Origin of the sequence: Bradyrhizobium sp. AZCC 1588 (genome assembly GCF_036924735.1) — a bacterium.
Taxonomy (GTDB): Bacteria; Pseudomonadota; Alphaproteobacteria; order Rhizobiales; family Xanthobacteraceae; genus Bradyrhizobium.
The window spans coordinates 4,740,726-4,762,987 of record NZ_JAZHSC010000001.1 but is presented as its reverse complement, the minus strand read 5'-3'; the positions used below and the strand labels follow the sequence as shown (position 1 = coordinate 4,762,987).

General features: G+C 62.2%; 19 protein-coding genes and 1 pseudogene. 10 read left to right on the top strand and 10 right to left on the bottom strand.

What is annotated here, in order from left to right:
• Window positions 1-126 precede the first annotated feature (126 nt).
• The gene (locus tag V1277_RS22365; protein WP_334418139.1) at window positions 127-1,359 is read right to left on the bottom strand and encodes a cytochrome P450; all 1,233 of its coding nucleotides are present in this window, start codon (window positions 1,357-1,359) and stop codon (window positions 127-129) included.
• 108 nt (window positions 1,360-1,467) lie between these two features.
• Here V1277_RS22365 and V1277_RS22360 point away from each other — a divergent pair, with 108 nt between their 5' ends.
• The gene (locus V1277_RS22360) at window positions 1,468-2,079 is read left to right on the top strand and encodes a TetR/AcrR family transcriptional regulator (protein ID WP_334418138.1); all 612 of its coding nucleotides are present in this window, start codon (window positions 1,468-1,470) and stop codon (window positions 2,077-2,079) included.
• Between the two features lie 10 nt (window positions 2,080-2,089).
• Here the strand turns inward: V1277_RS22360 and V1277_RS22355 are convergent, their stop codons facing one another.
• From V1277_RS22355 to V1277_RS22330, 7 genes and pseudogenes are all read right to left on the bottom strand, one after another.
• On the bottom strand, window positions 2,090-3,391 hold the full coding sequence (locus V1277_RS22355; RefSeq protein ID WP_334418137.1) for an MFS transporter: 1,302 nt from the start codon (window positions 3,389-3,391) through the stop codon (window positions 2,090-2,092).
• 41 nt (window positions 3,392-3,432) lie between these two features.
• Window positions 3,433-4,698, bottom strand: coding sequence for a tetratricopeptide repeat protein (locus tag V1277_RS22350; RefSeq protein ID WP_334418136.1), 1,266 nt, complete (start codon window positions 4,696-4,698; stop codon window positions 3,433-3,435).
• On the bottom strand, window positions 4,682-5,092 hold the full coding sequence (locus tag V1277_RS22345) for a hypothetical protein (RefSeq protein ID WP_334369862.1): 411 nt from the start codon (window positions 5,090-5,092) through the stop codon (window positions 4,682-4,684). Before V1277_RS22345 ends, V1277_RS22350 begins: the two co-directional genes overlap by 17 nt.
• Before the next feature lie 73 nt (window positions 5,093-5,165).
• Window positions 5,166-8,273 carry an ATP-binding protein gene (locus tag V1277_RS22340; protein ID WP_334418135.1) on the bottom strand — a complete coding sequence of 1,036 codons (3,108 nt, stop codon included), beginning with the start codon at window positions 8,271-8,273 and terminating at the stop codon, window positions 5,166-5,168.
• A gap of 105 nt (window positions 8,274-8,378) precedes the next feature.
• Window positions 8,379-8,501, bottom strand: a pseudogene (locus V1277_RS35030) (double zinc ribbon domain-containing protein); the annotation flags it as partial.
• 145 nt (window positions 8,502-8,646) lie between these two features.
• On the bottom strand, window positions 8,647-9,633 hold the full coding sequence (locus V1277_RS22335) for a hydroxyacid dehydrogenase (protein ID WP_334418134.1): 987 nt from the start codon (window positions 9,631-9,633) through the stop codon (window positions 8,647-8,649).
• A 104-nt stretch (window positions 9,634-9,737) separates the two neighbouring features.
• Window positions 9,738-11,780, bottom strand: a complete 2,043-nt coding sequence (locus tag V1277_RS22330) for an adenylate/guanylate cyclase domain-containing protein (protein WP_334418133.1) — start codon at window positions 11,778-11,780, stop codon at window positions 9,738-9,740.
• Between the two features lie 198 nt (window positions 11,781-11,978).
• Here V1277_RS22330 and V1277_RS22325 point away from each other — a divergent pair, with 198 nt between their 5' ends.
• The 9 genes from V1277_RS22325 to V1277_RS22285 all read left to right on the top strand — a co-directional run bounded on the left by V1277_RS22325 (window position 11,979) and on the right by V1277_RS22285 (window position 19,859).
• Window positions 11,979-12,710: a cytochrome c biogenesis CcdA family protein gene (locus tag V1277_RS22325; protein ID WP_334418132.1), complete on the top strand. Its 732-nt coding sequence runs from the start codon at window positions 11,979-11,981 to the stop codon at window positions 12,708-12,710.
• 114 nt (window positions 12,711-12,824) lie between these two features.
• The gene (locus V1277_RS22320; RefSeq protein WP_334418131.1) at window positions 12,825-13,289 is read left to right on the top strand and encodes a DoxX family protein; all 465 of its coding nucleotides are present in this window, start codon (window positions 12,825-12,827) and stop codon (window positions 13,287-13,289) included.
• A 90-nt stretch (window positions 13,290-13,379) separates the two neighbouring features.
• Entirely contained in the window at window positions 13,380-15,164 is a 1,785-nt protein-coding gene (locus tag V1277_RS22315) for a thioredoxin domain-containing protein (protein ID WP_334418130.1), read from the top strand.
• Between the two features lie 386 nt (window positions 15,165-15,550).
• Complete coding sequence (gene bufA2, locus V1277_RS22310; RefSeq protein ID WP_334369871.1) at window positions 15,551-15,814, top strand: BufA2 family periplasmic bufferin-type metallophore; 264 nt, start codon at window positions 15,551-15,553, stop codon at window positions 15,812-15,814.
• A 197-nt stretch (window positions 15,815-16,011) separates the two neighbouring features.
• Entirely contained in the window at window positions 16,012-16,269 is a 258-nt protein-coding gene (gene bufA2 / locus V1277_RS22305; RefSeq protein WP_057846977.1) for a BufA2 family periplasmic bufferin-type metallophore, read from the top strand.
• A 112-nt stretch (window positions 16,270-16,381) separates the two neighbouring features.
• A complete protein-coding gene (bufB, locus tag V1277_RS22300) occupies window positions 16,382-17,287 on the top strand; it encodes an MNIO family bufferin maturase (RefSeq protein ID WP_334418129.1) in 906 nt (301 codons plus the stop codon).
• Complete coding sequence (locus V1277_RS22295; protein ID WP_334418128.1) at window positions 17,284-18,069, top strand: DNA-binding domain-containing protein; 786 nt, start codon at window positions 17,284-17,286, stop codon at window positions 18,067-18,069. The genes bufB and V1277_RS22295 overlap by 4 nt, the downstream gene beginning before the upstream one ends.
• Window positions 18,070-18,093: 24 nt before the next feature.
• Window positions 18,094-18,876 carry a creatininase family protein gene (locus V1277_RS22290; protein WP_334418127.1) on the top strand — a complete coding sequence of 261 codons (783 nt, stop codon included), beginning with the start codon at window positions 18,094-18,096 and terminating at the stop codon, window positions 18,874-18,876.
• Window positions 18,873-19,859, top strand: a complete 987-nt coding sequence (locus V1277_RS22285) for a hypothetical protein (RefSeq protein WP_334418126.1) — start codon at window positions 18,873-18,875, stop codon at window positions 19,857-19,859. The genes V1277_RS22290 and V1277_RS22285 overlap by 4 nt, the downstream gene beginning before the upstream one ends.
• A 66-nt stretch (window positions 19,860-19,925) precedes the next feature.
• Here the strand turns inward: V1277_RS22285 and V1277_RS22280 are convergent, their stop codons facing one another.
• Together V1277_RS22280 and V1277_RS22275 are read right to left on the bottom strand one after the other, a co-directional pair.
• A complete protein-coding gene (locus V1277_RS22280; RefSeq protein WP_334418125.1) occupies window positions 19,926-20,624 on the bottom strand; it encodes an outer membrane protein in 699 nt (232 codons plus the stop codon).
• Between the two features lie 211 nt (window positions 20,625-20,835).
• Window positions 20,836-22,254 (bottom strand): FAD-binding oxidoreductase, encoded by a 1,419-nt coding sequence (locus V1277_RS22275; protein ID WP_334418124.1) that lies wholly within the window; start codon window positions 22,252-22,254, stop codon window positions 20,836-20,838.
• Window positions 22,255-22,262: the final 8 nt, after the last annotated feature.

Below are 22,262 nucleotides of genomic sequence, written 5' to 3'. Positions count from 1 at the left end.
CCCGGAGCTGCTCGGAATATAGAGAGAAGTATGGCGAAGTCACAGCGGCATACTGACAGGAGCCTCGCCAGGCCCCGCCCACTGAACCTGGGGCTCAAAACCGCCGCCAGGGGAGTTGTCAGAGTCTTACCAGCTTGCCGGCAGGCGCTTCAGGCCGCGCAGCACGAAGGTCGGCCGCCATTCCGCATTGACAGCGTCATCGAGCCGCAGGTCCGGTATGCGCCGAAGCAGGGTCGAGATCGCGATCTCGGCCTCGATCCGCGCCAACTGGGCCCCGAGGCAGAAGTGGATGCCGCCGCCGAACGATAGCGGCTTCACGTTGGGCCGGGTGATATCCAGCCGCTCCGGGTTATCAGGATAGACCGCCGGGTCGTGGTTGGCTGAGCCGAGCAGGCACAGCACGCTCTCGCCCTTCGGAATGCGCTTTCCGCCGAGATCGTCGATGTCCTCCAGCGCCACCCGGCCGGTCATCTGCACAGAGGAATCGTAGCGCAGGAATTCCTCGATGGCGTTGGTGATGAGCTCGGGCCTCGCCTTGAGCAGCGCGAGCTGGTCTGGATTGCGATGCAGCGCCAGCAAGCCGTTTCCGATCAGGTTGACGGTGGTCTCGTGGCCGGCGCCGAACAGCAGGATAATGTTGGCGGTCAGTTCTTCGTTGGTGAGCTTGCTGCCGTCCTCCTCGGCCTGCACCAGTTGGGTGATCAGGTCGTCGCCCGGGCTTTTACGCCTGAGATCGAACAGTTGCTGGAAATACATCGCCGCCAGCGCGTTGCTGGCGTTGCCCTGCTTGATCTCTTCCGGCGAGAGCGGCACCGGATCGAGCAGGCGTCCGCCGTCGCGTGAACCGGTATAAAACGCCTCGCGATGGTCCTCGGGGATCCCGAGCATGTCGCAGATGATGGTGACCGGCAGGCGGAACGCGAAATCCTCGATCAGGTCCATCTGCCCCTGCGGGATGATGCGGTCGAGCGTCTCGTCGACGACCTGCTGGATGCGCGGGCGCATGTCCTCGACCCGGCGCGCGGTAAAGGCCTTCACCACCAGGCCGCGCAAGCGGGTGTGGTCCGGCGGATCCTGCTGCAGCATCCAGTGGCTCATGCTGCGGAACACCGGCTCGTCCATGATCTTGGGGCCGTAGCGGCGGACGGTGCGCTCGACATAATCCTTGCCGAACCGCTTGTCGCGCATGACGAGGCTGACCTCGGCATGGCGGCTAGCGACATACATGCCGAGCGGCGTCAAATGCACGGGATCGGTGGTGCGCATCCGCTCGTAATGTGGATAGGGGTTGCGAATGAATTCCGGAGCCAGCGGATTGAACAACGGCGCGCTACTGGCAGTCTGAACATGCTCGTTCATGGTGACCTCCTGCTGGCTGTGCGCCATTCAGCGCGTTTTCCCCCGGGCCGCTCGGTCGAAATTCGATACATTGTTGTATTGAGTTGCATTCTCGCCTAAACTGGACAGATGTCAAGAGTGCGAACCAGACCCACAAGGGACGACACCCGCGAAAAGCTGTTCGAGGCGGCGGCGCGCGTGTTCGAGGAACAGGGGATTGGCGGCGCCAGCATCGAGGCGATTGCGGCGGCCGCCGGCTTCACACGCGGGGCATTCTATTCGAACTTCAAGAGCAAGGACGAACTGATCATCGCCATGCTCGAAGATCACGTCGAGCAATCGATCGGGCGCATCCGCGATCTGCTCGAGCGGCATAAGAACCTCGCCGACTTCATCGACGCGCTCAAGACCATGAATAGAAGCCAGCAGGATCCGCTCGGCCGCTCGCCCCTGCTGCATATGGAAATGATCCTGTTTGTGGCGCGCGCCGAAAAGCGCCGGCCCGAACTCGCCAAGCGGCTGCGCGCCCGGCGAAAGCTGGTCACCGACATCATCGAGACCACGGCCAGGAACAGCGGCCGCACCACCATTCTCAATCCGCCATGGGCCGGCGCGCTGGTGCTGGCGCTGGAGGACGGCTTTCGCCTGCACCGCCTGATCGACCCGGAGACCACGCCGCCCGACAGCTTTTTTCGCGCCATCGGCGACCTGCAACGGGCGATGGGAATTTCATCGGCATGAGCTGTTGCGGCTACGCCTGGTCGTGCTTGATCGGCGCCTTGTGCATTTGTCCCGCGACCGCCCTCACCTTGCCTGGCGATGCCTGCCAGATCGCCACTGCCGACAGGACGCTGACGGCAATGCCGAGCGCAAAGGCGAGCGTATAGCTGCCTGAAAGGTCGTACAGCAGCCCGGTCGCCCATGGGCCCGCCGCGCCTCCGGCCAGCGCCGCCAGCATGATGGTGCCGAAGATGCTGCCGTATTGCTTGCCCTGAAAGATTTCCAGCACCACCGCGCCCATGATCGAGGTCAGGCCATAGCCGAGCGCGCCTTGCGTGAAGATCATGAGATAGACCAACGGCAGTACCGGCGCGAACTTCAAGGCGATCAGCGCCGCAAAGCAGATCGCAAAGCCGGCGCAGCTTATCGCCCAGATCCATTCGCGGCCGATCCGATCGGAAAGATGCCCGAGCCAGATCTGGCCCGGTATGCCGAGCAGGCTTACGACGCCGAGCGCCCACACCGCGACGTTGGCGCTGAAGCCGATGTCGAGCAGGTATTTGGTCTGGTGCACCTGCACCGCGTACCAGACATACAGGCCACCGAAATAGCCGAGCGAGATCCACCAGAATCGCGCGGTACGTAGCGCGCGGCGCAGCGTCCAGTCGGTAGCAGCCCACACGGGATCGACGACGTTCGAGCGAGACGCGGCCGATGTCGCCGACGGCGCCGCGTCGCCATCCGGCTCTAGACCGATGTCCTCGGGCCGCTTTCGCAGCAGAAGGTTGATCGGCGCGAGCACGGCGAGCACCAGGATGCCCATCGCGGTGCAGGCGGTGCGCCAGCCGGTCTGCTCGATCATGTGCTGCACCCAAGGCAGCAAGGTCACCGAGCCGATGCCGACGCCGGCAAAGGCGAGCCCCATCGCGAGCCCGCGGCGGCGAATGAACCAGTTCGGCAGGAACAGCGATTGGCCGGAATAGCCGAGGCACACGCTGCCCGCGCCGACCAGCACTCCGATGGTGAGATAGAGATGCCAGGGCTGCGTCGTCAGCGGCGCCAGCAACAGCCCGCCGCCCATCAGCGCAACGCCGAGCTCCATCACCGCGCGCGGACCAAGGCGATCCATCATGCGGCCGATCAGCGGGCTGACGCCGCCGGAAACCACGAAGCCGAACGAAAACGCACCCGCGGTGACGCCACGATCCCATCCGAACTCGCCGATGATCGGCGGAAAGAACAGCGAAAACGCCGTCCGCGCATTGACGCCGATCGCCATCGTGACGAACGTCACCACAACGATCAGCCAGCCGTAGAAGAAGGGAAGATGCATCACAACTTGCGAGCTCGATTACGTTTCGACAGGGAGAGAAGTCATAATCTTATGTTCGAGCGCGCCCACTGCTTGAGCGTGTCCAGGACCTCAATGTCGGGCAAATCAAATATCTCCTGACGGGAGGATATTCCGAGCGGGTCGATCTCCAGGGTTTCCTTGAACAGAAAGGCCGCCAGAAATTCCAGACCCAACTTACCGAAGCAAACGCCGGCCATGTACCGGCCGACCGAACTCGCTGGAGGGCCCAGCATCGCCGCAACGACATACGCTTCGGCCGCGCGTTGCCAATTACCCTGAAGGTAATGGACCTGACCGAGCTCAACCCAGGCCTTCGAATCGTACGGGTCTACCCGCGTTAGGTCGGAGGCCCTCGATGCTGCCAGCTCGAGATCATTCAGCCAAAGCGCTTCCTTGGTTCGGCTTTCCAACACCGCATGCAGATTCTCGCGATAAAGAATCTCCTCCGCCGCCGTCGTTGGCGCAAGGTCCCGCGCCTGGCGCTCCGCAATGTCCATTGTCCTGATCATCGCTTCCCGGTTGCCCGCAGCTTGAGGAAGGAAGCCCATTCCCCGATAAAATCTGCTTTTGAACAATTGCGCGGTAAATCCAGTCTCGCCGTCCTCCACGGCGGCAAAGGCAATCTCGAACCGCTTGCCCCAATCATCGAGTTCGGCGAGTGGCGCGCGGGCCTTGGCTTTCTGAACGAAGACCATTGCTGTTGCATTGAACCTTACGGGCGCATGGCACTGGTCATCGATCGCAATATTCTCAAAAGCGGACATGGTCCCGGAATCGTAGCTGGACGTTCGTTTCGGCAAATCGAGCATGAATTTTGCCGATGCCCGGCAGAACGCGAGTTGTGCGGCGCGAGGATCAGCATCGCTGTCACTGGACCAATCCTCCGGAATGAGTTTGAGCAATGGCTCGTACAGGCACATCGAGTGAAGAAGCGCCGCCAGCCGGCATTTGCGCGCGGACGAAAGCTTTGGCCAAAGCTCAAGGTCCTGACAAAGCTTGCGCCACCGATCAGTACGCAGATCCTTGGCAAGATCACGAGGATCGCTGACTGCATAAGGCGCGCCGGCCTGCTCTGCGAGTTGCACGCGAAAACCGGGCGACAATGCACGTTGTGGAAGGAAGGAAGGGCTATCCGGATCGGCATAGGCTTGCCAGCCGGCGTCAATAGATCTGGCATGGGTGGGTCCGGCTTGGAGCCGGCCCAGGTCAAGGTATGGACGAAGCAGCCAGGTTGAAAAGCGAGAGCCGAGGCTCTCGCTGAGTGCCAGGTTAGCCAAATCGCGCATGCATGCCGCCGCAGGCGGCGCTCTCATAGCTGGCACTCTTCTTTTTCTTCTTTAGCCAGGCGTGATAGTCGACATTCAATTTCTCAAAGTTTGCTGCATACTCCGGCGTCTCCTTCCTGAAGTATCTGATCGCCGGCTCAAGCACCTCATACATGTGACATATCGGAGTAACTTCATAGATCTTGTCTTTGGCTCTGACACCGCGCATCAGGACCGCGATCGACTCCCAGGTAACGATAAGGAGCCGAACCGCCGCGTGCTCTCTGCTATCTGATGGAGCGGCGGCCATGGTCTCCGCACCGCCATCGGTTTCTCGGCGCAGTACCTCCGCCGCGTGGTAATCGGAATCGCTTCGCATCCCCTGAATACCAAGCAGAAGCGAATTCTCATCCATGGGCCGCCTCCCCGTTGCCTTGTACAATTGCCAAGCGAACGAAATCTAGCCCGACATCTACAAGTTCACAAGCTCAGCCCCAGAAGCGCATTTCCATCGCGTCTGCCAGCGACCTGGAAATGCTGCGGTGGTGCTCTGCGCTGGATTTCCGATGGCCAAGATCGAACACGTTTGCGAGCCCCTTGTGGCAGTTCGCTTCCAGCGGTCGCATTCCTAATTCTTCAGCAAGCACTACACCTTGGGTAAGCCAACTCTCGGCATCGCTCAGCTTTGCTCGATACAGGTCGACCTCGCCCAGCATCCGCAACGAGTAAGCCTCGTTTGCTCGCTCCTCATGTTTGCGGGCGAGCTCGAGTGCACGCGTGGCCGCCTTCAGCGCCTCGCCCTCGCGCCCGAGCGAAAGGTAAGCCTCGCTGACATAAGCCAGACGCAGCGAATGACGGGCGACGAAACCTTTGGATTCGGCGACCTCGATGCTCTGCTCCAGAATTGGAATCCCCTCGTTCGCCCGGCCGGCTAGCGCAAGGGCATAGCCAAAATGCAGCGCAACGTAGGCAAAGCCGACGGGACTATCTGCGAACGCGCCGGCTGCCAGCGCGCGTTCAAATGAGCGCAGGGCGCGGCGTAAATTCCCCTGACGCAACGCGACGACACCGAGACCGAGATGCGCGTAACCGCAACTGAAGGGATGACTCGCATTTTCGGCGATGCGAAGGGCGTCTTCGCCGATGTTGAACGCTTCCGAAAATTGTCCGGTGTCGGCCAGGCCCCATGCGATAAAGCTACGCGAGAACGCGGCGGGCAGGACGAACATTCCGAAACGCTGGCTGGCCAGATTGCCCTCCAGATGGAGGACGTTCCAGCCGAAACATTCGCGCGCCTTCTTGTAATCTCCCCGCGTGTGATGCGCCAATCCTAGAGGAAGATTGGTGACGACCTGAAGAGGTAAATCGGATAGCGGCTCGGCAACCGCAAGGGCGCGTTCTCCGGCCGCGATCGATTCCTTGTATCGGCCGAGCATCCAGAACTGTTCGGTCAGATAGGACTGCACCCATCCATTACGTTGTTTGTCCCCGATTCGATCCGCCAATTGCTCCGCTTCGCGCAGCCGGGCGGCAATACGGTCGCGATCTCCGAGCGGTTGCAGAACATTGCGGATGTCGAATCGGATATCGATCGCCTTCTGAATGGCCTCCTTGCTTTGCGGCAATCCAGCCAGCGCTTCGAGGGCTTGCTCGAAGAGGATTACGGCCTCAGGATAGGCTTCTCGATCTGCAGCCTTCGTTCCGGCCTGGCGCAAATACGTCACGGCCTTTTCCTGAAGCCCGCCACGTAGCGCATGATCGGCCAGGCGCTCTACATGCTCGCCGATGCGGCCGGCATAAACCTTTTCTATCGCGAGAACGACGCGCTGATGGATGTCGCGGCGCCGCTCGCTCCGCAGGCCTCCATAGGCGACATCGTGAGTGAGAGCGTGCTTGAAGGAAAATTGAAGATCAGGAAATAACTGGGTGGGAAACACAAATTCGGCCGTCTGCAAACTGTCGAGCACTCCGCGAAGCTCGCTGTCGGGAAGACTGCTTATTTCTTTCAACAGTGAGAGCGGAACGTCGTATCCGATGACCGCAGCTTCCTGCAGCAGCCTCTTCTCGGCCTTTGCCAGCGCGTCGATACGTGCGGCGAGAACGGCCTGTACGGTGGGCGGGATTTCGTTTCCCGAAATCGGCTTGACCATCCTGTAGTTTTGTCGCGACCCCTCCAGCACCTTGCGGTCCACCAGCGTTCGAACCAGCTCTTCCACGAAGAATGGATTTCCGCCCGCGCGATCCAGAACAAAATTCTTGAGGTTTTCGAGTGCCGGGTCGGATCCCAGAAGTGAATGCAGAAGCGTGGTGAGACTTTCGCTCTGAAGAGGTTCAAGACGCAGGTTGCGGTAATTCGGCCGCCCCCTCCAATCGTCATGGAATTCCGGACGGTAGGTTACCAACAGCAGCAAGCGCGCATCGCGCGCATTGACGACGATTTCGTTCAGAAGGCCCAAGGTAAGAGAATCGTTCCAGTGCAAATCCTCGAACACGGCGACGACCGGCTGCACATGGTTTTCGCGCAACAGCAATCTGGTAATCGCCTGGTAAGTGTGCTGCCGGTGCTGGAGCGGATCCAGCGATTGGAACGGATGACCTGCATCCAAAGCGTCCAACAGATCGAGCAGCGGCGGGATTACGTCCTGCAGCGAAGGATCGAGTGCCAGGATCTTTTCTGTCACCTTTTCGCGGATCGACTTGGCGTTGTCGCGTTGACTGATCTTGAAATAATAGTGCCGGAGCAATTCGATCACCGGCAGGTACGATGCCGCATGGCCGTATGAAGCCGAGTTTGTTTCAAGAACCAGGCAGTCTTCGGTCCGGAACGAGTGAACGAACTCGTGAATCAGGCGCGATTTGCCCATGCCGGGCTCCCCGACGACTGCCACGACCTGACCATGACCGCCTCGGGCGTGATCCAGCGCCTGAGTGAGTTGTTGAATTTCCAGTTCGCGACCGACAAACGGCGTCAACCCGCGCGAGGCGGCAGCCTGCAACTTTGTCCGCTCAAAGCCCCCCTCGGTGATCTCGAAGACTTCAACTGGGTTCGCGAGACCCTTGATCGTCATTTCGCCGAGTGACTTGGCTTCGACGTATCCTTCAACGAGGCGGATAGTATCGGCAGTGGCGAGTACAGAACCCGGCATCGCCATTTGCTCCATGCGGGATGCCAGATGGGCCGTCTGTCCGACGACCGTATAGTCCATGTAGAGATCGTTGTTGATTGAGGAGACCACAATCTCACCGGAGTTGATACCGACCCGGATCGTTATTGGCGCGCCGTAAGCGCGGCGGATCTCTTCCGCATAGCGGGCAATCGTCTGCTGCATCCTGAGGGCTGCATAACATGCGCGCACGGCATGATCTTCATGCGCGAGTGGGGCTCCGAACAGCGCCATAATGCCGTCCCCCATGACCCTGTTCACCATGCCCTCATAGTGATGGACGGCTTCGAGCATGTGATCGAGAACGGGATCGAGGAGCTTCTGCGCTTCCTCAGGGTCGCGATCTGCTATTATTCTGAGAGATCCGACGATGTCGGCAAATAGCACAGTGACTTGTTTGCGTTCACCTTCAAGATCGCGTTTCGTCGTCATTATCCTGACGGCGAGATGTTTTGGAGTATAATTGTCAGGTGACAAGAAGCGGTTTACTGCTCGATGTTCTTCGTCAAGTCCAATTGGGTGTGCGCATTGGGAACAGAATTTGGCTCCCGATGACACGAAGCTACCGCAATTAGGACAGCCGCGCTCGAAAGGAGCGGCACACTGCTCGCAGAATTTCGCTTCAGGCCGATTGTCGTGTTCGCACCTGGGGCACTTCATCAGAACCGTCTAAGCGGTTAGTACGCAACGCAACCATCCTACTTCGCCGTACCGCATACAACAACCAGTAAGCGATTGCTTGCGCGTAGTGACGGGCATCGGCTCTGCAAGCTCGCGGACGTTGAGAAGCCGCCGGGGCGCTATCTTAAGGCCTAGACGGCCGCCGCTGCCAACGCTCGGCGTTGACGGCGCCGACCGGCACCTCGCCCGCGATAATCGCCTCGACCTGCCGCACCGTCTCCAGCGACTGGCTCTCGATCGCCGGCGGCGTCAGGCCGCCAATGTGCGGCGTCGCGATGACGTTCGGCAGGCTCGCGAGCTCCGGCGACGGCATCTGGTCCAGCGCGCGGCCGACATCCATCGCGGCGCCGGCGATGCGGTTTTCGCGCAAGGCCGCCGACAATGCGGCCTCGTCGACGAGATTGCCGCGCGACAGGTTGATGAAGAAGGCGTGCGGCTGCATGCGGGCCAGCGCCGCCTGGTCGATCAGATTCTCGGTTTGCTCGTTGGCGACCGCGAGGCAGACGACGTAGTCGGAACGATCAAGCAGTTCGCCGAGCGGCACATGCCGGATCGCGGCGTCGCTCACCGTCGCAAAGGGATCGGCGACCATGATCTCCATCCCCAACACCTTGGCGATATCAGCCAGGTAACGGCCGATGCTGCCATAGCCGATGATGCCGAGGCGGCTGCCGGCCAGTTGCCGGCCCATGATGACCTCCGGCTTGCGGCCGGCATGATAGTCGGCGGTCGCACGTGAAACCCCACGCGACAGATCGACCATGAAGCCGAGCGCGAGTTCGGCAACCGATTGAATAAAGCCGGGTTCCGCCCGCGTGACCAGGACGCCGGCGGCCGAAGCGGCTTCGACGTCGACGTTGCGGATGTCGACCGCGCAACGAACGAAGGCGCGCAGCTTCGGCAGCTTCAAAAATATCTCGCCCGGACCCGCGGTGAGCCGGTCGGCCACGATGATATCGACATCGCGGGCGGCCTCGATCAGGCCGGCCGCGTCGAGCGCGTCGCTTGCTTCATGCAGTTTCACCTGCGCGACGGCCTGCAGCCCGGCAAGACTACGGTCGCCGTAGTACTGGGCGCGCGACTGCGGCGTATGGGTCAACAGCACTTTCAACGCGGAACGGCTTCCCTATCGATCGCTAGCGAATGCAGCGCCAAGGCCGGCACATCTATGGCCAAACCGTCCCCGCAAGGCAAGGCGGCAAAGCCTGCGTCGGGCTACTTGGTCCGCGCCACCGTCGTTCCGTCCCAATCTTCGCCGGCCGGATTTTCGAGCTGCTGCCTGCAGCGCTGGATCATCGTCGCCGACGCTGCATCTTCCTGACGGATTTCCAGCACTTTCTCGAACGCGCCGATCGCAGCCGAGAAATCCCGCGCACGCCAGGCGGCAAGGCCGGCCTCGTACGAAGCCACCCAGGCAGGTGCGCCGATATCGCCGGCCATATCAAGCAACTCATAGATCTGCAAACCGCCCGCACGGCCATAGACCGCCAGCCGGTCGAGTTCGCGAACCACGATGCTCTTCCCGGCGAGCCGGCGCGTTTCAGGGCCAATAATGATCGTGGAGCCGTACGCCTTGTTGGTGCTCTCCAGCCGGCTCGCAATGTTAACGGCATCGCCGATCACGGTGTAGTTCAACCGCACCTCCGATCCGATATTGCCGACCAGCATGTCACCGGAATTGATGCCGATGCGGATCCTGACCGGCTGGCCGTGGTCGTCGACGAGGTCGGCCTCTTCCACCGCGCGCCGGCACGCCAAGGCCGCCCGGCAGCAATCGACGGCATGATCGGGGTTGGGCGACGGCGCGCCCCAGAACGCCATCACGGCGTCGCCGATGAATTTGTCGATGGTGCCGTTCTGGTTTTGAATCTGCGCCGAGACGCAATCGAAATAGCGCGACAGCAGCGGGATGATGCGGTCGCCGAGCCGCTCGGATATGCCGGTGAAGCCGGCCAGATCGACGAACATCACGCTCATCGGCCGCACCGCGCCGCCAAGCCGCGCGCCGTTGCCGTCGCTGATCAGCCGCCTGACCAGGTCGGCTGGAATGTATTTGCGGAACGCGGCAAGCCCCTGCGCCATGTCGCCGATCGCGCCCGACAGGTTTCCGATCTCGGTCAACCGTGACGGATGCCGCTGCACCTTGTCGAGATCGAAACGCTCGACATGCCTGATCTCGTTCACCACCTTGATCAAGGGCGCTGCGATCAGGCGCTGGGCGAGCCATGCCGACAATAGCCCGGCGAAAACGATCAGGACCGCAAGCCCGATCAGCAGGTTTCGGATCGTCATCTGCACCGGTCCGAGAAATTCCGATTCCGGCACCACCGTCACCAGCGACCAGCCCGGAAACGAAATCGGCGTGATCACGGCCTGATAGGCTTTGCCGTCGCGCGTCACCGTCGTGTTGAACGGCTGCCCCTCGCCGGGTTCGTAGGCGCTGCCGGCATTGCGGATCGCATCGACGGCGACCGGAAACAGCGGATGATCGGTCTTCAGCGCCACCAGTTCGCTGGCGTCGGAATCGGGCGAGGCCACCACCTTGCCGTCCCGCTCGAGAATGAAGGCACCCGCCGACTTGCCGACCGTGAGCTGCGATAGGAAATTCGAGACGCGGGTCAGCTCGATGATGATCGCAACGACGCCGGCCGGTTTTTGATCGATCTCGATCGGGGCAGAAAAGGCCGCGGCCAGCCGCTCCCCGCGCGGATGCGTCGTCAGCGTCGACCAGTGTTCGTCGTTGGTCTCTTTGGCGACCCGAAACCATTCCTGCTCGGTCACGGAATAGTCGGTGTCTTCGAACCAGCTCGCCTTGAGCCGAAGATCGTTACCGACGAATTCGTAGCGATTGATGCGCAAATTGCGGTCGGGCGTGATTTCGAGCATTTCGATGACGTTGTCGCCGAGCTTGTGCCCGGCAAAGAACGAGCCGTCCGGCCATCCAAATGCCACCCAGGAGATCGTCGGTTGCGACAGCAACTGCGAGCGGAAAACGATCTCGCGTTTCCTGGCGTCGCGCGGGTCGAACACTTTTTCAGCCAGCAGCGTTCGCACCGCCATCATGGAGGAGCGCGCCTCCGTCGTGACCGACTGCAGTTCGTCGGTGACCGCGGATACGATCTGGTCGTTGATGGTGTTGGCGAGCGTCTGGCTGACCTGATGGGCGGTGCGCCACCACAAAAGGTGCACGCCGACGGCACTGACGACGATGGACGTCAGCACGAGGGCGGAAATGGCGCTGCGGATGCCGAGGCGCATGCAGGGGTCCCGATGACGGTCTGATTACCGCAATACGGGACCATACCAGCGTCTGTTTCGCCGGCGAGGCAATTTCGGCGCCCCGGACACGGCTCTGTGACCGAAGTTGAGCCGTAATGACGACGAAACTTATCGATTGCCTGTTCCGTACAAGCGAAGACGGCGCTATGCCTTGCGGCAGTTCTCGAAGGTCATGCGATGCACGATGTTTCCATCCCGGCGGCCCTGATTGCCGGTCTCGTCAGTTTTCTGTCCCCCTGCGTGCTGCCCCTGGTGCCGCCCTATCTGATCTATCTCACCGGCGCGACCATCGAGCAGGTCGCCAATGCCGAGACGACGCAGGCGTCAAAGCGCGCGGTGATGGCTTCGGCACTGATGTTCGTGCTCGGCTTTTCCACCGTCTTCGTGGCGCTTGGCGCCAGCGCCTCGCTGATCGGCGGCCTGATCCGCGCCTGGTCGGCGGAGCTCTCGATCGTGGCCGGCATCGTGATCATCATCATGGGCCTGCACTTCCTCGGCTTGACCCGGATCGGACTGTTGATGCGCGAGGGGCGGATGCCGATGCCGAAACCGGTCGGCCTCTGGGGCGCCTATGCCATGGGGCTCGCCTTCGCCTTCGGCTGGACCCCCTGCATCGGCCCCATTCTGGCTGCGATCCTGTCGATCGCAGCCGCCGAGGCCACCGTCACCAAGGGCGCCGGTCTGCTCGCGGTCTATTCCGCCGGGCTCGGAATCCCGTTCCTGCTGGCAGCCTTCATGATCGAGCAGTTCTCCTCGCTGTTTGCGCGGATGAAGCGACACCTCGGCAAGATCGAGCATGCCATGGGCATCCTGATGGTGATCACCGGCATCGGCTTCCTGACCGGCTCCGTCACCAGCATCAGCATCTGGCTGCTGGAGACTTTTCCCGCGCTGCAAAATTTCGGCTAAGCCCCCGTAACAAGCGGGTCGGCGCCATCGAATTTCCTGTCAGGACCAGACTGCCGCCACCGCGGCCGCGACGTGGCCGCAGGCCGCGGCGTCACGAAATCTCAAGGGGGTCGCATGTATTCCATCGTCAATCTGCTCATCCTGTTGCCGGCGCAGATCGCCTCGCATTTTTCCTGGGCCGGCCCGCTGATCATGCGGCTCATCGTCGGTTACACCTTCATGCTGGCCGGCTGGGGCAAGCTCAATCATCTGGCGCAGGTCACCGAGAACTTTGTCGGCTGGGGCATTCCGTTTCCCAACATCCTCACCCCCCTTGTGGCGGGCGTCGAATTTTTCGGCGGCGCCATGCTGATCCTCGGCCTGTTCACGCGTATCCCGGCTGCGATGCTGGCGGTGGTCATGGTCGTCGCCATCAAGTCAGCCAAATGGGGCGACGTCGATTCGCTGGAGACGCTGCTCGGGTTTGAGGAAGCTGCCTACTTCGCTGGTTTCATGTGGCTTGCGATTGCCGGCCCCGGCGCGGCGTCACTGGACCGGCTGCTGCTGAATGCCAGCGGTCAGTCCAAAGCTTCAACCTGACACTCACAATCCCGTGACATCGGCTAATGCTTGAGCCCTGATCTCGCCGCGTGCGTAGCTGGAGAAAACGCCACGCTTCCGGGAGCCACCATGAAACTCGCCCGCATTGCCGCCTTCGCACTTGCCGCGCTAGCGGCATCGCCGTCGTTTGCTGCGGACCGGCCCGAATGGAGCGACTGGAGCGACGATCTGTTTGCCCGCGCGCAGGCCGAACAGCGCTTCGTCATTCTCGATCTCGAGGCGGTGTGGTGCCACTGGTGCCACGTCATGGAGAAGACGACCTACGCCAATCCCGAGGTCAGGGAATTGCTCGCCGCGAAATATCTGCCGGTGCGGGTCGATCAGGACGCCAACCCCGATCTGTCGAGCCGCTATGGCGACTGGGGCTGGCCGGCGACCATCGTGTTCGGCCCCGACGGCACCGAGATCGCCAAGATCAGGGGCTATATCGAGCCGGAGCGGATGCAGGCGCTGCTCAAGGCGATCATCGACGATCCCTCGCCCGGACCGTCAGTCGGCGAAGCCTTTGAGGTGAAGCCATCGACCTCCGCCTTCCTCGACAAGGAACAGCGCGCTGCGCTGACGAAGAATGTCGACGAATCCTATGAGGAAGAGCTCGGCGGCTGGGGCGAGAACCAGAAATACATCGACGCCGACAGCATGGACCTTGCGATCACCCGCGCCGAGTCCGGCGACGCCATCGCGACCAAGCGCGCCCGGCAAACGCTCGATGCCGCCATCGCGCTGATCGATCCGGTCTGGGGCGGCGTGTACCAATATTCCGAAGCCGGCTCCTGGACGCATCCGCATTTCGAAAAGATCATGTCGTTCCAGGCGCAATATCTCCGGCAATACAGCCAGGCCTATGCGCTGTGGAAGGATCCGAAATACCTTGCTGCCGCACGCAACATCGAACGCTATCTCGCCCAGTTTCTCAAGAGCCCCGAGGGCGCGTTCTATGTCAGCCAGGATGCCGATCTCGATCACGACACCGATGGGCACACATATTACGCGCTGTCGGACGGCGAGCGGCGCAAGCTCGGCATGCCGCGCATCGACAAGAACCTGTATGCGCGCGAAAACGGCTGGGCGATCTCGGGGCTTTCGGCCTACTACAACGTCACCAACGATCCGAAGGTGCTGGCGATCGCAGAACGCGCGGCGAAATGGGTGATCGACAACCGCGCGCTCCCCGATGGCGGGTTCCGTCATGGCGACAAGGATCGCGGCGGGCCATTCATCGGCGACACGCTGGCGATGGGCCAGGCTTTTCTCGATCTCTATGCCGCCACGGGAAATCGCGACTGGCTCAGTTCGGCCGCGAAGGCCGGCGATTTCATCGCGACCTTTCGTGATGAGGCCGGCGGCTTCGTGACCTCGAAGACAGCGGAAGGCAAAACCGGCGTGCTCGCCAAGCCCGCCAAGCTGATCGACGATCAGGCCGCGGTCGCCCGCTTCATGAACCTGCTCAACCGCTACTTCGGCAACGAGGCCTATCGCGAAGAGGCCGCGCATGCGATGCGCTATCTCGCCAGCGCCTCGGCCGGGATGATGCGTCCCCTGCCCGGCGTTCTGCTCGCCGACGAAGAGCTCGCGGTCGAACCCACCCACATGACAATCATCGGACACAAGGACGACGCCCGCGCGAAAAACCTGCACGCGCTGGCCCGTGCATTGCCGGCCCGCTACAAGCGTCTGGAGTGGCTCGATCTGCGCGAGGGCAAGCTGCCCAATCCCGATGTCGAATATCCGGATCTCGGCGAACCCGCGGCGTTCGCCTGCAGCAACCGTATCTGTTCGTTTCCGTCCTTCAACGCCGAGGAGTTGAGGGCCACTGTCGCGCAGATGGCGAAGCTGAAGCCTGTGCGGGGGTAGCTGGATCGAGTTTCGTTGTGCAACGCAAACGACCGCCGATGCTTGCGCTAATCCCTTGAAGCGCCGCGCTTTCTGCGCGGCGCGCGCTTGCGGAGATCACTGCTGCACGCAAATGAAATACTCTCAAGCCGCCGGGGTTAGACATGGACGGGATGTCCAACCGCAAAAAAGAAAATTTTCTTTTGAAACTCTGTAACCAAATCGCCCCATCCCCCGTAGCTGGTTTCGGATGAGCACTCAAATCACGGAGACCTGACGTCCTCTGGCAAGCCACCGCGATCTGATTGCCATCCGTCCCTCCCCTGCGTCAGCGGGCCTGTGATCGAACGATCAACAGGTCTCATGGCGTCACTTTTTGTCTGCAAACAATCATCGAGGAGATCGTCATGAAGTTGAATTCCAAGTCCGGTGCGACGCTCGCCGCAGCCGCCGCCACCCTGTTCCTCGCCGGCTCGGTGGTGTCGACGGTGTCGACGCCCGCGAACGCCGCCCAGGGCAAGTGCATGGCCGGCAACGCCTGCAAGGGCCAGAGCGCCTGTAAGGGTTCGGCCAATGCCTGCAAGGGCCAGAACGCCTGCAAGGGTCAAGGCTTCTCGGCGATCTCCGAGAAGGCTTGCGCCGCCATGGGCGCCAAGTTCGTCAAGGGCTGATCGTTCCGATCAGGTGCAACGAGGGTACAGCGCTTGCCGGACCCTCGTTGTTTCGTCCCGGCGGCCGAAATAAAGTCGGCCCCGCGCGTAACTAAATCCAGACCCGCCGCGTAGCTATCTCCGGGTGCAGTTTGTCGGCCGCGGAACTGTCGCGGCTTGCGGGCGATGCACCCTCACACTTCCTTTGGAGGATACCAATGAAGATGACTTCGAAGTCCGGCGCCACCCTCGCCGCTGCCGCAGCCACCCTGTTCCTGGCCGGCGCCACCGTGTCGACCGTGGCCTATGCCGCCGGCGAAGGTAAGTGCGTCGGCGCCAATGCCTGCAAGGGCCAGAGCGCTTGCAAGGGCGCCAGCAATGCCTGCAAGGGCCAGAACGCTTGCAAGGGGCAGGGCTTCTCGGCCATGACCAAGGAAAAGTGCGACGCCGCCAAGGGCAAATACATGCCGTCTTAAGTCGCGGTCCGATCGAGGCCCGGGTGTAGGCCGGGCCTCGCATCCATGCTAGGTTGACGGTGCAGTTTGGGACACGCCGCCGCACTTACGGCGCCGTTCGAGCGGAGACGAGATGAACGTCGCAAGCAGATTGCCAGATACTTCGGCGGCTGCGCTTGCAGACCGCACGGTGACATCGGCCAAGCCGCCCTTCCTCGGCTTCGGCCTCGGCTTGCGCCACCAGCATTACGACGAAATCCTGAGCGGCAATCCGCCGATCGACTGGTTCGAGGTGATCAGCGAAAACTACATGCTGCCCGGCGGCCAGCCGCTGCGCACGCTCGACCGGATATGCGAACGCTACCCCGTGGTGATGCATGGCGTGTCGATGTCGATCGCCTCCACCGCCCCGCCGAACTTCGAATATCTGCAGGCTCTGAAGGATCTCGCCCGGCGCGTCGAGCCGAAATGGGTATCGGACCATCTGTGCTGGACCGGCGTGCACGGCAAGAACCTTCATGACCTGCTGCCGATCCCCTACACCCGGGAAGCGCTCGATCACGTCGTCAGCCGCGTCCAACTGGTGCAGGATTTTCTCGGCCGCGCCATCGTGCTCGAGAATGTCTCGACCTACGTGCAGTTCAGCAACTCAGAAATGACGGAATGGGAATTCCTGTCCGAATTGTCGCGCCGCTCCGGATGCTGGCTCCTGTTCGACGTCAACAATGTCTATGTCAGCGCCTTCAACCACGGCTACGATCCCATGACTTTCCTCAATGGCATTCCGGCGGATCGCGTGGTGCAGTTTCACATGGCCGGCCACAGCCACATGGGCACCCATATCATCGACACCCACGACCATCCGGTGTGCGAGGACGTCTGGGATCTCTATACCGCGGCGTTGAAGCGTTTTGGCCGGGTCTCGACCATGATCGAGCGCGACGACAACATCCCGCCGCTCGATGAATTGTTGCTTGAGGTTGTCAGGACCCGTGAGATGGCCGAAAAAATCTTGCCGAGGTGCACGCAGGCGGAATGAGCGATTTTGCGCGACAGCAAGCCGAGTTTCAGCGCGGCATCCTTGATGGCGACGATACGGTGCTGGCTGAAATCCTCGACAGCCCGCGCGAGAAGCGCGAAACGCTGTTCGGCGTTTATCGCCATGCCTACGGTTCGCGGCTGGTCGAGGCAATGCGCAACGACCACGAGCTGCTGCACCTTTATCTCGGCGACGAGATGTTCGACGAGATGGGGTACGCTTATGTCAAGGCGCGCCCGTCCGCGCATCCGAATCTGCGCTGGTTCTCGCAAGGCCTGCCGGAGTTTTTGAAATCGGCGAAGCTCTACTCGGACCATCCCGTACTGTCCGATCTGGCCGCGCTGGAAAAGGCGCTCAACGACGCCTTCGACGCCGCGGAAAGCAAGGTGGTCGAACTGACCGACATGGCGGGCTTTGCGCCCGAGGCATGGTCGGGCCTGAGGTTTCAGCCGCATCCCAGTGTCTTCAGGCTCGATCTTGCAACCAATGCGGCTGCGATCTGGCTCGCGCTCAAGAACGACGAAACGCCGCCGGACGCGACCGCAATGGAGCTGCCGGCGCATCTTCTGATCTGGCGTCAGGACGTCACGCCGATGTTCCGCGAGCTTTCGGCGGAAGAGGCGATGATGTGGGACGAGGCCGCGAACGGCATTCCGTTCGGCGTGCTCTGCGAAATGCTCGCGACCTATGACGACCCCGACGGCGCGGCAGGCCGCGGCGCCGGCTATCTGCACGGCTGGATCACGGCGGGGCTTTTGACGGATGTTTCCGTCGGCTCATGAAGGGGGAGCGCTCGGCGAATGGGAATGGACACCGATCGCCACTTCATCGAGCGCATGCACTGGGACGAAGTCGCGCGGCGCATCGGTAGTGGCGCGGTGGCCATATTGCCAATCGGCGCCGCCGCCAAGCAGCACGGCTTCCATCTCCCGCTCAACACCGACCGCATCCAGGCCGAATGGCTCGCAGCCAGAATGGCGGAAAGGATCGACGCGCTGATCTGGCCGACGCTGACCTACGGCCATTATCCCGCCTTCGTCGAGTATGCCGGCAGCAGCAGCCTGTCGATTTCGACCTTCGAGGCGCTGGTGCGCGAGATTGCGGGGCAGATTCTCGCCGGCGGATGTCCAAAGCTGCTGGTGCTCAACACCGGGATCAGCACCCTGGCCCCGGTCGATCGCGCACTGGCGCGCCTCGACAGCGAGCGGATCAGGCATCTGTGGATCCACGAAGGCCCGCGCTATCCGCGCGTGGCGAGGCAATTGGCCGAGCAGAGCCATGGCAGTCATGCGGATGAACTGGAAACGTCGCTGATGCTGGCGCTGGCGCCGCATCTGGTCGACCTGACGCGCGCCGAAGCCAGCCCCGCCCTGAACCGGGAGACGCCGGGTGCACTGACGCCGTCGGATCCGTACTCGCCAAATTACAGCCGCTCCGGCAGCTATGGCGATCCGACACGGGCGACGTCGGCCAAGGGCGAAGCCTTGCTCGCCGCCATGCTCGGCGATCTCCACGAACAGGCCGCCTCGTTCATCGCGCAACGCCCAGGTGAGGAGCGGTCGGCCGCGGCCCAGACCGTGCTGCGATGAAAGCCGCCAGCGCCTTTCAATGGACCGTGGCCGCCGCCGTCATCACCGCGGTGCTGGCAAGCGCCGTTTCGTTCCGCGCCGATGCGCAATCGGAATATATGCGCGACCGGATGCCCTACGACGCTTTCGACCGGCTGCCCAAAACCGATATTGACGTGCCCGGCGGCATCATCCATGTCGCGCTCGCGCCGGGCGACTTCATGCTGCCCAGGGAAAAACTGCTCGACTGGATCAGGATGTCGGCTCGGGCCGTGACGACCTATTACGGGCGATTTCCCGTCAACTCGCTCCGGCTGCTCTTGGTACCCGTCGATGGTGGGCGCATTCGCGGCGGCACGACGTGGGGCTATCGCGGCGCCGCCATTCGCATTCCGCTCGGCCGCGATTCAAGCGAGGATGTGCTGCGCCGCGACTGGGTGATGGTGCACGAGATGGTGCATACCGCCCTGCCTGATGTGCCCGACCGCTACGCGTGGCTCTCGGAAGGATTGGCGGTCTATGTCGAGCCGGTCGCGCGGGTGCAGGCCGGAGATCTGAGCGCGCGCGAAATCTGGCAGGCGATGATGCGCGACATGCCGAAGGGGCTGCCGCAGGCCGGCGACCAGGGCCTCGACAACACCGGCACCTGGGGGCGGAAATATTGGGGCGGCGCGATGTTTTGCCTGCTCGCCGACATCGAAATCCGCAAAGCCACCGACAATCGTCTCGGCCTGCAGGACGCGATGCGCGGCGTGCTCGCCGCCGGCGGCAATCATGAGCAGGGCTGGCCGATCGAGCGCATCCTTGCAACCGCCGACAAAGCCGTCGGCGTCGACGTGCTGACCCGGCTTCACAACGAGATGGGGCCGAAGCCGGTGACGCCCGATCTCGCGGCGCTGTGGAGCGACCTCGGATTGAAGCGCGTTGGCGAAGATCTCGAGTTCGACGACACCGCGCCACTCGCAGCAATCCGCAAGGCGATCACCGCGCCGCCCGCACGATAAGACGCATGGAGAAGCGCGACATGATGATCCGGCAGCCAGCGCCGCCGGACCATCCTGAGCGAAGCATCAGAACCGATAACTGGCGCCCACGCGCACAAAATGCATCTCGTTGCGGAATTCAGCCCGGGTGCGGTCTCGGCTGGACATCGTGGCGCTGCCGTAATCGGCATAGAGATATTCACCGCGCGCGACCAGATGCTTGGTGAAAGCATACTCGATGCCCGCGCCTGCGATCAGCCCTGCCTTGACCTGCTCGTCCCAGATCGCCTGCTCCAGCGTGTCACACCCTCTCTGAACCGTATAGCGATAGCCATTGCTGATGCTGGCCACGCCGACACCGACCGCACCAAATGCCAGCAGGCGGTCGAACGCATAGCCGGCGCGCAGGCGAGCCGAGCCGAACGCGCCGAATCTCGATAGCAACGCACTGTCGCCAAAGACGAGTTCGTCCTCTGACGAGGTGGACTTGCCCCAATCGAATTCGGCACCAATTACAAAACGGTTGGCGAATTGATAATTGTAACCGCCGTAAACGCCGACGGCGAAGCCGCCCGCCTGCCCCTCTGCATGACGACAAGCACCATTTCGGCAGTAATCGGCGGCCCACGCCGCATACGCACCGCCGCCGTAAACGCCCGCATAGAATCCGGTCCAGTTGTAGTGAGGCGAAGGCAGGTCCGGAATACGGATTTCAGCAGCCTTCGCCGCCGGACCTGCCAATAAAAAGCCACACGCGGCAACAATCCCCCAGGAAAGAAAACGCATTAACGCACGACACACGCAACACATGTTGCGGGAACAAGCTGAAGAGGGCAGTTCGGGCGCGACGATGTTTAAGTCTGGCGGCGCTGTGTTGAAACGAGGCTATGTTTGGAACCAAACTGCGACGGCCGCCACAATGTACAACTCTTGAGCGAACAACGTTGTTGCAGGCTTTCGCCCGCTACCAGCGGTTTCAACATGAAGGTGGGCGCGTCTAGTTCACAGGCACGATCTTGCCGGGATTGAAAATGTTCTGCGGATCGAGCGCCTGCTTCAGCGCGCGCATGGCGTCGATCGCCTCGGGGCCGAGTTCGGCCTTGAGGTATTTCTGCTTGCCCTGCCCGATGCCGTGCTCGCCGGTGCAGGTGCCGCCCATCGACTGCGCGCGTTCGACCAGGCGATGCATGAACTCCTCGCCGCGCGCCATTTCTTCCTTATTGTCGACGTCGCAAACCAGCGAGCAGTGAAAGTTGCCGTCGCCGACATGGCCGACGATCGGCGAAAGCAGATTGAGCCGTTTCAGGTCCTCCTCGGTCTCGGTAACGCAATCCGCAAGCCGTGAAATCGGCACGCAGACGTCGGTCGCCACCACGCCCGCGCCGGGCCTCAGCGCCTTGACGGACCAATAGGCGTCATGCCGCGCCTGCCAAAGTTTTGTGCGGTCCTCGGGCTTGGTCGTCCAGGTGAAATCCCCGCCGCCGCATTCCTTGGCGATCTCGCCGAAATTTCTGGACTGTTCGGCGACCTCGACCTCGCTGCCATGGAATTCCAATAGCAGCAGCGGCGTCTCCGGCAGGGTCAGCTTGGAATAGGCGTTGCAGGCGCGCACCTGCTCGGCGTTGAGCAGCTCGATCCGCGCCAGCGGAATGCCCATCTGGATGGCCAGGATCGTGGCCTGGCAGGCGCCGCGCACCGTCTCGAACGAGCAGGCCGCGGCTGCGATCGTTTCGGGAATGCCGCGCAGCTTGATGGTCAGCTCGGAGATGATGCCGAGCGTGCCCTCGGCGCCGACGAACAGATGCGTCAGGTCGTAGCCGGCCGCGGATTTCTTCGCTCGCGTGCCGGTCGTGATGATCTCGCCATCGCCGCGCACCACTTTCAGCGCCAGCACGTTTTCGCGTATGGTGCCGTAACGCACCGCATTGGTGCCGGACGCCCGCGTCGCGGTCATGCCGCCGAGCGAAGCATCGGCGCCCGGATCGATCGGAAAGAACAACCCCTGGTCGCGCAGATGCTCGTTCAGCGCCTTGCGGGTGACGCCGGGCTGGATCACGCAGTCCAGATCCTCCGTATGAACTTCAAGAATCCGGTTCATGTCGCGCAGATCGATGCAGATGCCGCCGGCCGGCGCATTGACCTGGCCCTCCAGCGAGGTGCCGGTTCCGAAAGCGATCACGGGCACGCCGTGTTTGGCGCAGATCCGCACCACGTCCTGGATGTCGGCGGTTTCCTGCGCCATCACCACCGCGTCGGGCGGCTGGGTCGGCAGCCAGGTGGTGGTATGGGCGTGCTGTTCGCGCACCGCCTGCGAGGTGATCAGCCGGTTGCCGAACCGCGCCGCCAGCGCCTCCACGGCGCTTGCCAAAGCCTGCGGTTCCGGCCGCTTCACATTGCCTGATATCGTCGTCGCCACACCAAATT

Bases quoted from the DNA above. Each gene is read 5' to 3' on its own strand.
- V1277_RS22365 (WP_334418139.1), bottom strand. From the start codon at position 1,359: ATGAACGAGCATGTTCAGACTGCCAGTAGCGCGCCGTTGTTCAATCCG.
- V1277_RS22360 (WP_334418138.1), top strand. From the start codon at position 1,468: ATGTCAAGAGTGCGAACCAGACCCACAAGGGACGACACCCGCGAAAAG.
- V1277_RS22355 (WP_334418137.1), bottom strand. From the start codon at position 3,391: ATGCATCTTCCCTTCTTCTACGGCTGGCTGATCGTTGTGGTGACGTTC.
- V1277_RS22350 (WP_334418136.1), bottom strand. From the start codon at position 4,698: ATGCGCGATTTGGCTAACCTGGCACTCAGCGAGAGCCTCGGCTCTCGC.
- V1277_RS22345 (WP_334369862.1), bottom strand. From the start codon at position 5,092: ATGGATGAGAATTCGCTTCTGCTTGGTATTCAGGGGATGCGAAGCGAT.
- V1277_RS22340 (WP_334418135.1), bottom strand. From the start codon at position 8,273: ATGACGACGAAACGCGATCTTGAAGGTGAACGCAAACAAGTCACTGTG.
- V1277_RS22330 (WP_334418133.1), bottom strand. From the start codon at position 11,780: ATGCGCCTCGGCATCCGCAGCGCCATTTCCGCCCTCGTGCTGACGTCC.
- V1277_RS22325 (WP_334418132.1), top strand. From the start codon at position 11,979: ATGCACGATGTTTCCATCCCGGCGGCCCTGATTGCCGGTCTCGTCAGT.
- V1277_RS22320 (WP_334418131.1), top strand. From the start codon at position 12,825: ATGTATTCCATCGTCAATCTGCTCATCCTGTTGCCGGCGCAGATCGCC.
- V1277_RS22315 (WP_334418130.1), top strand. From the start codon at position 13,380: ATGAAACTCGCCCGCATTGCCGCCTTCGCACTTGCCGCGCTAGCGGCA.
- bufA2 (WP_334369871.1), top strand. From the start codon at position 15,551: ATGAAGTTGAATTCCAAGTCCGGTGCGACGCTCGCCGCAGCCGCCGCC.
- bufA2 (WP_057846977.1), top strand. From the start codon at position 16,012: ATGAAGATGACTTCGAAGTCCGGCGCCACCCTCGCCGCTGCCGCAGCC.
- bufB (WP_334418129.1), top strand. From the start codon at position 16,382: ATGAACGTCGCAAGCAGATTGCCAGATACTTCGGCGGCTGCGCTTGCA.
- V1277_RS22295 (WP_334418128.1), top strand. From the start codon at position 17,284: ATGAGCGATTTTGCGCGACAGCAAGCCGAGTTTCAGCGCGGCATCCTT.
- V1277_RS22290 (WP_334418127.1), top strand. From the start codon at position 18,094: ATGGACACCGATCGCCACTTCATCGAGCGCATGCACTGGGACGAAGTC.
- V1277_RS22285 (WP_334418126.1), top strand. From the start codon at position 18,873: ATGAAAGCCGCCAGCGCCTTTCAATGGACCGTGGCCGCCGCCGTCATC.
- V1277_RS22280 (WP_334418125.1), bottom strand. From the start codon at position 20,624: ATGCGTTTTCTTTCCTGGGGGATTGTTGCCGCGTGTGGCTTTTTATTG.